Origin of the sequence: Sphingopyxis sp. 22461, assembly GCF_052044915.1 — a bacterium.
Lineage (GTDB): Bacteria > Pseudomonadota > Alphaproteobacteria > Sphingomonadales > Sphingomonadaceae > Sphingopyxis.
Genome location: NZ_JBQENY010000001.1, coordinates 254429 through 266655 on the forward strand (window position 1 = coordinate 254429; position 12227 = coordinate 266655).

The window sequence follows — 12227 nt, forward strand, 5'->3', positions numbered from 1 at the left end:
AACTTGCGTTTCATACGAATGTGACGCACTCTTCGCCCCAAGCAAAAACACGAGGGGTCGGGGCGATGCGGACATATCTGGTGGTGATCGACAACAGTCCGGAAGCGACGCTGGCGCTGCGCTTTGCCGCGCGCCGCGCGGCGCGGACGGGCGGCGGCGTGATGGTGCTGGCGATTATTCCGCCGCAGGATTTCGTCGCGTTCGGGGGCGTCCAGGCGACGATCGAGGCCGAGGCGCGCGAGCATGCCGAGGAACTGGTGGCCGCTGCCGCCGATGCGGTGGTGCAGGAAGCTGGCGTCACGCCGCAGATCATGGTGAAGTCGGGCAAACCCGCCGAGGTGGTGCGCGAAGTGATCGGCGCGAGCGACGAGATTGCGGCGCTGGTGCTCGCGACGGCAGCGAGCGGCGCGCCGGGGCCGCTCGTCGCGCATTTCACCGGACAGGATGCGGGGACGCTTCCCTGTCCGGTGATGCTGGTGCCGGGCGGGATCGATATCGCCCGGCTCGATGCGTTGAGTTAGACGACGAGGCTGCGCGGCGCGCCCGCGTCTTTCCATTCGAGAATCGCGAAGCCGAGCACGCCGAAGGCTTGCGCGACGACGACCGCGATGCCGAGGCCGGTCATCTGCGCGGCAAAGGTCGCGACGACCGCGAAGCTCGCCGCGACCCAGCCGAGATTGCCGATCGCGATAAGCTTGACCAGCGCCGGATTGGGCACCGCCTGCCGCGCGGCGACGATCATCAGGAGCGCGGCGGCGAGGCAGATCCAGCCGCCGATCGCGACGATATTTTCGGGCAGCCCGAGTAGCGCGCCGACGGGCGCGGCGGCGAAGAGGCCGATGGCAAAGACGCCTCCGCAGGTGATGGCGTCGGCGACGAGGATGTTCTTCAGGTTGAGGATCGACATATGGGTTCTCCTTTCGACCTCCTCAAACTGGACTCGAAAGTGAATGGCGTCGATTACGCCGGAGGTAATGGAAATGCGGAAGGCGGAGGTATAGCTCTCCGGACGAAGGAGACGATCATGCAAGTCGCGACGCTGGGCGAGCAATTGCGCGAATGGCGCACCCGCCGCCGGATGAGCCAGATGGACCTCGCGCTCGATACCGAGATTTCGACGCGCCACCTGAGCTTTATCGAGACGGGCCGATCGAAGCCGAGCGCGCAGATGTTGCAGCGAATCGCCGACTGCCTCGACGTGCCGCACCGCGCGCGCAACGCGATGCTGCTCGCGGCGGGTTATGCCCCCGATTATCAGGAGCGACCGCTCGACAGCCCCGAAATGGCCGGGATGCGCGCGATCGTCGAGCATGTGCTGAAGGGGCACGAGCCCTACCCTGCGCTCGCGGTCGACCGGCACTGGAACATGATTGCGGCGAACGAGGCGATCGCGGTCCTGATCGAACAGGTCTCCCCCGCCCTGCTCGCGCCGCCGGTCAATGTGCTGCGCATCGCGCTGCACCCCGAGGGGCTGGCGCCGCAGATCGTCAATCGGGACGAATGGCGCGCGCATCTTCTCGAACGGCTCGATCATCAGATCGATGCGAGCGCCGACGCCGGGCTGATTGCGTTGCGCGACGAGCTGGCTGGCTATCCCGCCGCGGAAGACGAGCATCATCGCAGCGCGGCGAACGGCATTGCGGTGCCGCTGATCCTCGATACGCCGATGGGTCAAATTCGCTTTGTGTCGACGGTGACGATCTTCGGAACGCCGGTGGATATCACATTGTCCGAGCTGGCGATCGAGGCGTTTTTTCCGGCGGATGCGGAGAGCGCGGCATTGTTGCAGACGCTGGCCGCAACATAACCTCGTCATTCCCGCGAAAGCGGGAACCCAGTCTGACGTTGCTGCTGGGTTCCCGCTTTCGCGGGAATGACGAAGGGATGCGTTAGCGTCGCTTGCCCTTGTGCTTGATATTCGCGGGCCGCCCGCGTTTGCCGACCATATGCTTGCCGACCCCGTCTTTCCCGGTGCCCTTTGCTTTCACCCCGTCGCGGCGCGGAGGGCGATTGCGGAAGCCGCCTTCGGGCGCATCGGGAAGTTCGAAACGCAAGGCGCCGCTGATCGGGTTTGCGTCCATCAGCCGCAGGTCGAGTCGCTGGCCGGTCGTGAAGCTGACGCGGCCATGTTCGCTGTCGAGGCTGCGCGCGGCTTCGTCGTAGAAGAAGCGTTCGCTGCCGAGTGTCGAAACCGGCACCAGCCCGTCGCCGCCGAGCCCGTCGACCGTCGCGAAGAAGCCGAAGGGCTGCACCCCGGTGATGCGCGCCGCGACGATCTCGCCCTTCTTGGTCGACAGATAGGCCGCGACATAGCGGTCGACGGTTTCGCGCTCGGCCTCCATCGCGCGGCGTTCGAGCGCGCTGATCGTCTCGCCGATGCGCGATAGCCCCTTGGCGTCGGCCTCGCCCAGCCCGGTGCGTGCGGGCAGATCCTTGGGCTTGCCGGGCACTTCGAGTTTATAGCTGTCGACGAGCGCGCGGTGGACGACGAGATCGGCGTAGCGGCGGATCGGCGAGGTGAAATGCGCGTAGCTGCCGAGCGCGAGGCCGAAATGGCCCGCGTTGGCCGGGCCGTAATAAGCCTGCGTCTGGCTGCGCAGGATCGCCTGCATGATTTCGGGCAACCGGTCGTCTTCGGAAAAGCCGTCGATCAGGCGGTTGAAGACCGCGGGGGTGATCACTTGCCCGAGCGCGAAGCTCCGTTCGAAGGTTTCGAGATAATCCTTGAGGCTGACGAGCTTTTCGCGGCTCGGCGGCTCGTGGATGCGGTACATCACCGGCGACTTCTTCGCCTCGAGCGCCTTCGCCGCCGCGACGTTCGCCGCGATCATATAATCCTCGATCAGCCGCATCGAATCGAGCCGGTCGCGGACGCGGATTTCGGCGATGCCGCCCGCCTCGTCGAGAATGACCTGGCGTTCGGGGAGATCGAGATCGAGCGGGGCGCGCGCCGCGCGCGCCTTGGCGAGCAGCGCCCAGCACGCCCACAGATTCTGAAGTGCCGGAATTAAATCGTCATCCCAGCGAAGGCTGGGATCGCTGGCGTCCTGACCAGCCTCCTGCGGCCCCAGCTTCCGCTGGGGCGACGTGGATTTATCATAGGCCGCCTGCGCGTGCTCATAGGCGATGTTCGCACGCAGCCGCACGAGCGCGCGGGTGAAGCGCCATGACGTCACTTTGCCATGCTTGTCGATGACCAGATGGCACGCCATCGCCGCGCGGTCCTGCCCCGCCTTCAGCGAGCAGACGCCGGCGGACAATGTCTCGGGCAGCATCGGCACGACCTGGTCGGGGAAATAGACGCTGTTGCCGCGCCGCCGCGCCTCGCGGTCGAGATCGCCGTCGGGGCGGACATAATAGCTGACATCGGCGATCGCGACGATCGCGCGGAAGCCGCCCTTGTTCGACGTGTCGTCATCGGGGATCGCCCAGACGGCGTCGTCATGGTCGCGCGCGTCGATCGGGTCGATCGCGACGATCGGCAGGTCACGCAAATCCTCGCGGCCCTCGGGGGTGAGCGGCAGCTTCGCCGCCTTCTCGGCCTCGGCGAGCGTTTCGGCGCCGAAGACATGCGGGATTTCGTGGCGCGCGATCGCGATCATGCTGAGGGCGCGCGGCGCGAAGGGATCGCCGAGGCGCTCGACAACCTTCGCCTTGATCGCGGGCCCGCGCCCGGTCAGTTCGGCGCGGACGAGATCGCCGACATTGGCATCGCCCTTGTCGGCGACGGCGAAGTCGTAGCGTGCGCGCTTGTCGGCGGGGCGCAGCCACAGGATCGGCTTGCCGCCGGGACCCATATCCTCGACGAGCACGCCGATCACCGTCTCGCCGCCGGCTTCGAGCCGCTTCATCGGATGCGCGACATGGCCGCTGCCGCGTTCTTCGGTGCGCGCAAGGATGCGGTCGCCGACGCCAAGCGCGCCTTTGCGTCCTTGCTCGATCACGCGGAGGCGCGGCGCGGGCGTGGCGGCTTCCCAGCGCTCGGGAACCGCCCAGACATTGCTGCCATCGATCGCCGCGACGCGCAGCACGGTCACGCGCGGCAGCCCGCCATGCTTGTGGAACGCGCGTCCGGGCGCCAGATCGACGAGCCCCTCGTCGGTCATGTCCTTGAGTAGCGCTTTCAGCGCGATTTTGTCGTTGCCGTGGAGCGCGAAATGCTTCGCGATCTCGCGCTTGCCGACCGCGTCCTTGCTCTCTTCGATGAAGCGAAGGATCTGCTCAGGACTGGGCAGTCCGTGATATTGTTTGCGGGCCATTGTCTGCGGATAGGGGGTAACGGGCGGCCCGTCACCCCCCTCACTCCGGGGCGCGGATCAATAGGGCGAAATGTCGATGACCTGACCGTTCGATGAAGCCGTGCAGGTCGAACGATAATGGCCGGTCGCCATCGTGAAGACATAATTGCCGCCGCCGGCACTGCGCTGGCTGACCGCGACGCTGCTGCCGCCGGGGGCATTCTGATATTGATCGGCGCGGCGCTCGCATGCAGCGCGTGCCGCATCGGGGCCGCCGCGGGCATAGCTGCGGTTCGCGGCGCGGCGATTGGACGCTTCGGCCTCGCCCGCCATGAAGCCGTCGTGATAGCCTTCGCTGTCGCTGCGGTCATACTGACCGCCATAAAGGCCGTCGTTGTAGCCGCGCGAATATTCGCTGTCGTGATTGGCGTCGCCATCGCCATGCTTCTTCTTGTGACTGGCGAGCGCCGCGATCAGGCCGACCGCGGCAATCGCGCCGATGGCTGCCGCTGCACTGCCGCCCCCGCCATGGCCGCAGTTGCTGGAATCGGTCTTGTCGACGTTCGCGTAGCGTCCGTTGGAGACGACGACGCTGACGCAGGTCTTCGTTCCGCTGTTCCACCAATATTGCGCGCCGCCGCTGGTCTTCGTCATTTCATATCCGCGCGATTCCATCGCGGTTTCCGCGCCCGCGGCGCGCGAACCGGGCAGGTCGGATATGTCCGAAGGCGGCTTGGCCGCGGCGGGCGCGATGCTGCCAAGCAACATCGCTGCGATGATCGACGATCCGGCAATCTGTCGTTTCATGACCTTTTCCCCTGTCAAAAATCTAAGGATGCGCCCGACGCAGGCCGGGTCCATCGCCCGATCCTTGCCGCCGCATCCTACCAGATTTATGACAGGCGCCGAACCGTTTTCACGGCCGTGCCGCGCGATCGCTCAGTAGGTCCGCCCGATCAACACGCGTTCGACCGCGGGCTCGCCGGTGAAGAAGCAGGCGCCGTCCGCCGGCTCGGCGTCGAGCGGTGTGTTGCGCATCGTCAGCTTGAGCGCCTTGAGCTGGGCAACGATGTCGTCGAGCGCCGCGCCGCTCGGCCGCGACCACTGCACCTCGACCCAGCCGACGAATTTGTCGTCGCCGGCGAAATGCGCCTTGAGGTCGGTGACGTCGCGGCGGATGTTCGCATGCAGGCGTTCCCTTGCCTCGGCGTGGAGGCTCGACTGGATGTCTTCCAGCGTCGCCACCGCTTCGGCCACGAAGTCGCCCTTGGCGACGAACGCCGAATTGAGCTTGCCGTCGTCCTTGTACAGCCGGTCGCGGCGGATCACCGCGACATTGCCGCCGGCGACGTCGCGCGGACCGATTTCGACGACGATCGGCGCGCCCTTCTTGACCCAGCCCCAGCGCTTGGTCTGCGCCTTGTTCGCGGACGCATCGAGCAGCACGCGCACGGGCTCGCGAAACGCATTGAGCGCCTTCAGCTGGCTTTCGAGGTCGCGGCAATAGTCGAGGATCGCGGCGTCCTCTTCATTGTCGCGGAGCATCGGCACGATCACGATCTGGTGCGGCGCGATGCGCGGCGGGCAGCGGAGGCCATCGTCGTCGCCATGCGTCATGATGACGCCGCCGATCATGCGCGTCGACGTGCCCCAGCTCGTTGTATGGCAGAGGCTGTGGCCGCCGTCCTTGTCCTGGTAAAGGATGTTCGCGGCTTCGGCGAAGCCGGTGCCAAGATAGTGCGAGGTGCCGGCCTGCAGCGCCTTGCCGTCCTGCATCATCGCCTCGATCGAATAGGTCGCAACGGCGCCCGGGAAGCGCTCATTCTCGGGCTTTTCGCCGGCGATCACCGGCATCGCGAGCACATCCTCGGCAAAGGCGCGATACATTTCGAGCGCGCGCAGCGTCTCGGCCATCGCGTCGGCCTTGTCGGCGTGCGCGGTATGGCCTTCCTGCCACAGGAATTCGCTGGTGCGCAGGAACATGCGCGTGCGCATTTCCCAGCGCACGACATTGGCCCATTGATTGACCTTGAGCGGCAGGTCGCGCCAGCTCTGCACCCAGCGGCTCATTGCGGCGCCGATCACCGTCTCCGAAGTCGGGCGGACGATCAGCGGTTCCTCGAGCTTCGCTTCGGGATCGGGAATCAGCTTGCCCTTGCCGTCTTGAATCAGGCGGTGGTGCGTGACGACCGCCATTTCCTTAGCAAAACCATCGACATGGTCGGCTTCCTTCTCAAAGAAGCTCAACGGGATGAATAGGGGGAAATAGCAATTCTGAACCCCGGCATCCTTGATCGCTGCGTCCATCACCGTCTGGATGCGTTCCCAGATGCCATAGCCCCACGGCTTGATGACCATGCAGCCGCGCACGCCCGATTCCTCGGCCAGATCGGCTTCGGCAATGACATCCTGATACCAGGCCGCGAAGTCGGCCTGCCGGGTTACGCTGAGCGCATGTTTGACCATGATATTCCGTATTTTCCGTAGCTGGGGCGCCGTGGCGGCCCGATTAATTCTTCTTGGCGAGCGCGGCCTTGAGTTCGGCGACTTCGGCCTTGAGCGCGGCGATTTCGGCATCCTTGGCCTTGCCGCCGCCGCCGGCGCCCGGGATGAATGCTCCAGCGGCCTGCTGGAACATCTCCATATTGCGGCGCGTCAATTCGGCGAGCGGGTTCGATCCCAGCGCGCCTTCGAGCGCCGAGCGGACGTCCTGCTGGTTCTTGCGGAAGGCGGTCATCGAGGCTTCGAGATATTGCGGCACCATCGACTGCATCTTGTCGCCGTACATCCCGATCAGATGGCGCAGGAAATTGACCGGCAGCAGCGTTTCGCCGCGCGTTTCCTCGTCCATGATGATCTGCGTCAGGACATTGTGCGTGATGTCGTCGCCGCTCTTGGCATCGACGACGCGGAAATCGCGGCCGTCGCGGACCATCGTGCCCAGATCCTCGAGCGTGATGTAGCAGCTGCGCTCGGTATCATAGAGCCGCCGGTTGGCGTATTTCTTGATCGTGACGACGTCATCTTCCGTCGCCCCCGCCCTGGACTTCGCCATCTTGACCTGCGCTCCCTATATTCCGGTGCAATGGCGACCGCGCCGCCCGGACATTCGAAGCCCCCGCATTAGCATCAAATAATGATGCATCGCAACATGCGCGGATTCGCGGCCTTTCGCGTGAAAGAACCGATTCTTCTTCCGAACCCTGCGCTCCAAATCCGTCGGTTAGAATTTTTTGGCTTGCTAACCGATCTCGTGACGGCTGACCCGCCTCTACGCAATTTAGTTTCAATCGTAATCAAATCTCTGGTATTTTTTTTGCTTCAAGTCGCTGTTTTGGCTCATTCGTTTCTCGAACTAGCACTTTGATTCCAAACGTCAGGCGCTCGACCTTGCGTGCTGTGTTGCAAAAATGGCACAGCGCCGCATCGGAGTCTCCCCACTGTCAGAAAATTTACATCAAAAGCTTGTGCCGCCGAAAATTTGCGTCTTTCTAGCGTGCAATCCGTTCTCTCCAATTTTTTGAACGGCCAACCGGGGAAATACACCATGAAAAAGACTAGCCTGCTGGTGCGGGGCTCTGCCCTGACTCTTGCTTTGTTCAGCGCGATGCCCGCGATGGCACAAGAGGCCGTTGCTGCGGACGAAAGCGCCGAAGCGGCTTCGGAAGGGACGATTGTCGTCACCGGCTCGCGCATCCGCCGTCCGAACCTCGAATCGACCGTGCCGATCACCTCGATCACCGGCGAAAGCTTTTTCCAGCAGGGTCAGACCAACATCGGCGACACCCTTAACGACCTGCCCCAGCTGCGCAGCACGTTCGCCCAGCAGAACCCGGGCCTCGGCATCGGTATCGCGGGTCTTAACCTGCTCGATCTTCGCGGCCTCGGCACCCAGCGCACGCTGGTCCTGGTCAACGGCCGCCGCCACGTTCCCGCCGACATTTTGAACAATGCCGTGTCGCCCGACGTCAATACCATCCCGAACGACCTGATCGAACGCGTCGACATCGTCACGGGCGGCAATTCGGCGATTTACGGCTCGGACGCGATCGCGGGCGTCGTCAACTTCATCCTGCGCCGCGACTATGACGGTCTCCAGCTCCGCGCCCAGGGCGGCATTTCCGAAGAAGGCTTCGGCGGCAACCAGTATTTCTCGGCCATGTACGGCAAGAATTTCGCCGAAGGCCGCGGCAACGTGACGCTGCATGGCGAATATTCGCGCCAGGATCGCGTGTTCGCATCGGACATCCCGGCGTTCCAGCGTCAGGATGCCTTCGGTGTGATCGACGGCGACGCCGGCGCCGGTATCGTCAATGGCGGCGACGGCTTCCCGGATCGCGTTTTCATCCGCGACATCCGCAGCTCGACCATCCACTTCAACGGACTTGTTCCGATCAACCAGCGCAACGCCCCGGGCGCAGCCTGCGGTAACGGCACGCTGGCCAACAACGGCGGCCCGAACAGCCTCGGCACGCCGTACAACTGCACCTATATCTTCACCAACGAAGGCCGCCTGGTCCCGCAGACGGGCTCGCGCTACGGTGCAGGCATTCTCGGCGGCATTGCCGGCGGCAACGGCCAGACGGGCCGCGAAGGCAAGCTGCTTTCGGTGCTGCCGTTCACCGAACGCTACAACTTCAACATGCTGGCGCGTTTCGAGGTCAATGAGCAGTCGGAACTGTTCCTCGAAGCCAAGTGGAACCGCGTCAACGCACTCGGCAACAACGCTGGTCCGGCCGGCATCCAGGGCACGCTGCAGCAGTTCGATTATCGCGAGCGCACGCGCCTCGATAACCCGTTCCTGAACCCCGCGGACCGCACGACCCTGGCCAATCTGATCTCGGCTTCGGGCTGCCGGACCGACCTTCTGGTCACCTGCCCTGCCGGCGGCAACCTCAGCGCAGCAGATCGCGCCGCGATCGCCGATGGTTCGTACCGCTTCGTCCTCGCGCGCTCGCTGCTCGACGTCGGCATTCGCGACGAAAAGTTCCAGCGCGATACCTGGCGCGTTGTTGGCGGCCTCCGCGGCACGTTCAACGATGACTGGAACTACGAACTGTCGATGAACTACGGCAAGTTCCGCGAAGACGTGACCACCACGGGCTTCATCGACCGCCAGCGGTTCATGCTCTCGCTGGACGCGGGCCGTAACCCCGTCACCGGCGCGATCCAGTGCCGTGCGCAGTTCGACCCCGCTTCGGCCGTCCGGTTCCAGAACGCCAGCTTCGGTGACCCGGTCGTCAACCAGAACCGCCTTGCTGCCGATATCGCGGCTTGCGTGCCTTACAATCCGTTTGGCGGCCTCGATAACAGCGGTGCGATCGACTATTTCAGCCGCACCTTCACCGCGTCGTCGGGGCTGTCGCAGTTCATTGCGTCGGGCTTTGTCGCGGGCGACACCAGCGGGTTCTTCAACCTGCCGGGCGGCCCGGTCCGCTTCGCGATCGGCGCCGAATACCGCAACGAGCGGGCGTTCTACGAGCAGGATCCGTTCGTCACCGGTGGCTACACCAATGGCGTTTCGATCCCGTCGTTCCGTCCGAAGCCCTTCGAGGTGAAGGAAGCCTATGGCGAAATCCAGCTTCCGCTGCTGAAGGAAGTGCCTTTCGCCTATGAACTGACGATCAGCGGCGCGGGTCGTGTCGCGAAGTATCAGGGCAATGTCGGCACGGTCTATTCGTACAACGCCGGCATCGACTATGCGCCGATCGAGGATGTCCGCTTCCGCGCCAACTACAGCCGCGCGGTTCGCGCCCCGAACGTTTCGGAAACGGCATTCCCGCTGGTTCCGAACTTCCAGACGATCACCGATCCCTGCAACCCGGGGCAGCGCGGTACGGGCATCCGTAACACCAACTGCACGGCCGCTCTGGGCGCGCAGCTCGGCCTGCTCACCGACGTCAACCAGTCGCTCGGCATCGTCAGCGGCAGCAACCCGAACCTGGTCGCGGAAACCTCGGATTCCTACACCTATGGCGTGGTGATCCAGCCCCGCTTCATCCCGGGTCTGAACCTGTCGGTCGACTATTACGACATCACGGTGGACGGCATCATCACGTCGCTGACGGCGCAGCAGATCCTCAACAGCTGCTATGACTCGGCGTCGCTCGACAATGTGTTCTGCCGTCAGTTCAGCCGCAACCTGACCAATGCTCCGGTCAATGGCGATCAGCCGGGTCGTATTGTGACCAACTCGCTGATCGTGGCGCCGTTGAACTTCGCCCGCCGCAAGCGCGAGGGTATCGACGTCAACCTGGCCTATCGCACGGCCCTGACCGACGATGTCAGCCTGAACACGAACCTGATCTACACGCACAATCTGACGATCAGCAACTTTCAGGACTCGGTGAACCCGGACTTCGAGAACCGTCTTCTCGGCGAACTGGGCGATCCGAAGGACGAGTTCCGCTGGGACGTCGACCTGGGCGTCGGTCCGTTCACCTTCGGATACCGGATGCGCTACATCGGGCCGATGTACCTCGACACCTATGAGAACCTGAACGAACTGAACGGCCTTCCGCCGGCGAACATCGACTATGCCGATGTCGATAAATACCCGCGCGTCTTCTACCACGATCTGCGTTTCGAATGGGACGTCAACAAGTCGTCGGGCGGTCCGAACATCAACTTCTATGCTGGTGTCGACAACGTCCTCGACAAGATGCCGCCGTACGGTTCGACCGCAACGGGCGCGGGTAGCGCGATCTACGGCTTCCGTGGCCGCAGCTTCTATGCAGGTGCCCGCGCTCGCTTCTGATCGCTCAACCTGTCGCAGAATTCGGGGGACGAGAGCTTGCTCTCGTCCCCCATTTTTTAGGCAGGACGGAATGCAGCGCGCCGCGCCAACGGTCCGTTGCGCGATGCGGCTATGCCTTAACGATATCGCTGTGCGGCGCGAAGAGCCGCGCGGTTGGGGGAGCTAGCTCCACAGCCTCGCGAACCGGATGCCAAGACCGGTCAGCAACTCATATTGCGACAAGCCGCTGCGCGCGGCCGCCGATGGCAGGTCGTAATCGAGCGCAAGCCAGTCGCCCTCGCCGATCGCGCCGGCGTCGCTGGCATCAAAGGCGATGAGGTCCATCGAAACGCGGCCGATCAGCGGCAGCGCATTTCCTTGCCATGACGCACCGCCGCCCGCCCCGGCGTGACAACGCAGATAGCCGTCGGCGTAGCCCATATTGGCGACCGCGACCCGGCTGTCGCGCGGCGCGGTCCAGGTCGCGCCATAGCCCACCGCTTCGCCCTTGCGCACCGTGCGTAGCTGCAGCACGCGCGTCTCGGGATAAACGACCTGGCGAATATGACCCTGCGCTTCGCCGCGCGGCGTTCCGCCGTAAAGCGCGATGCCGGGACGCGTCAGGTCGAACGCATAGTCGGAGCCCAGGCAGATGCCCGCGCTGTTGGCGAGGCTGTATCGCCGCGCGGGAACAGCTTCCCGAATGGCCTGGAATGCCGCGAGTTGCCGCGCATTCTGGTCGCTGTCCTCATCGGCCGACGCCAGATGGCTGAGCAGCGTTTCGATGGCAAGCCCGTCGAGCGCGCCGCCCAGCGCCTCGTCGATGCGCAGGCCGAGGCGGTTCATTCCTGTATCGACCATCACATCGCACGGACGTCCCTCGCCCGCTTCGCGCCAGCGCGCGGCCTGTTCGACGCTGTTCAGCACGGGGCGCACCGGGAGGGTGCGCGCCGCGACCATGTCGCTCGCCCCGACGCCGTGCAGCACCGACAGCGATACGCCTTCGGGCAAGGGCATCAATGCCGCCGCCTCGGCCCAGGTCGCGACGAAAAAGTCTCGGCAGCCCGCAGCGGTGAGGTGCTGCATTACGGCCCGCGCGCCAAGGCTGTAGCCGTCGGCCTTGATCGCGGCGCCGCACGCCGCGCCGCCGCTCTGGCCGGCCAGCCAGCGCCAGTTGGCGATGAGGGCATTGCTGTCGAGACGGAGGCGGAGCGGCGATGGGACGTGGATCATGCCTCGCCCCTATACAGCTT

Annotated in this window: 9 protein-coding genes; 3 read left to right on the top strand and 6 right to left on the bottom strand. The window is 64.5% G+C overall.

The features are described from left to right. Nucleotides 1-65: 65 nt before the first annotated feature. Nucleotides 66-521 carry a universal stress protein gene (locus ACTJI5_RS01255; RefSeq protein WP_058538564.1) on the top strand — a complete coding sequence of 152 codons (456 nt, stop codon included), beginning with the start codon at nt 66-68 and terminating at the stop codon, nt 519-521. Here the strand turns inward: ACTJI5_RS01255 and ACTJI5_RS01260 are convergent. Then, nucleotides 518-907: a hypothetical protein gene (locus ACTJI5_RS01260; protein ID WP_440859123.1), complete on the bottom strand. Its 390-nt coding sequence runs from the start codon at nt 905-907 to the stop codon at nt 518-520. The two genes, ACTJI5_RS01255 and ACTJI5_RS01260, sit on opposite strands and share 4 nt — an antisense overlap. Before the next feature lie 117 nt (nt 908-1024). On the opposite strand from ACTJI5_RS01260, the gene ACTJI5_RS01265 reads away from it, so the two are divergent. Beyond that, a complete protein-coding gene (locus ACTJI5_RS01265; RefSeq protein ID WP_440859124.1) occupies nt 1025-1807 on the top strand; it encodes a helix-turn-helix domain-containing protein in 783 nt (260 codons plus the stop codon). Nucleotides 1808-1889: 82 nt separating this feature from the next. On the opposite strand, the gene ACTJI5_RS01270 is transcribed toward ACTJI5_RS01265, so the two are convergent. The 4 genes from ACTJI5_RS01270 to phaR form a co-directional block, all read right to left on the bottom strand. Then, nucleotides 1890-4259 (bottom strand): ribonuclease R family protein, encoded by a 2370-nt coding sequence (locus ACTJI5_RS01270; RefSeq protein ID WP_440859125.1) that lies wholly within the window; start codon nt 4257-4259, stop codon nt 1890-1892. Between the two features lie 57 nt (nt 4260-4316). Further along, on the bottom strand, nt 4317-5045 hold the full coding sequence (locus ACTJI5_RS01275; RefSeq protein WP_440859126.1) for a hypothetical protein: 729 nt from the start codon (nt 5043-5045) through the stop codon (nt 4317-4319). Nucleotides 5046-5177: 132 nt separating this feature from the next. Then, nucleotides 5178-6704 carry a proline--tRNA ligase gene (gene proS, locus ACTJI5_RS01280; protein WP_440859127.1) on the bottom strand — a complete coding sequence of 509 codons (1527 nt, stop codon included), beginning with the start codon at nt 6702-6704 and terminating at the stop codon, nt 5178-5180. A 43-nt stretch (nt 6705-6747) separates the two neighbouring features. Then, on the bottom strand, nt 6748-7293 hold the full coding sequence (gene phaR / locus ACTJI5_RS01285) for a polyhydroxyalkanoate synthesis repressor PhaR (protein WP_058538559.1): 546 nt from the start codon (nt 7291-7293) through the stop codon (nt 6748-6750). A gap of 492 nt (nt 7294-7785) precedes the next feature. On the opposite strand from phaR, the gene ACTJI5_RS01290 reads away from it, so the two are divergent. Further along, on the top strand, nt 7786-10995 hold the full coding sequence (locus tag ACTJI5_RS01290) for a TonB-dependent receptor domain-containing protein (RefSeq protein WP_440859128.1): 3210 nt from the start codon (nt 7786-7788) through the stop codon (nt 10993-10995). A 162-nt stretch (nt 10996-11157) separates the two neighbouring features. Here the strand turns inward: ACTJI5_RS01290 and alr are convergent, their stop codons facing one another. After that, nucleotides 11158-12207: an alanine racemase gene (gene alr, locus ACTJI5_RS01295; protein WP_440859129.1), complete on the bottom strand. Its 1050-nt coding sequence runs from the start codon at nt 12205-12207 to the stop codon at nt 11158-11160. Between the last annotated feature and the right edge of the window lie 20 nt (nt 12208-12227).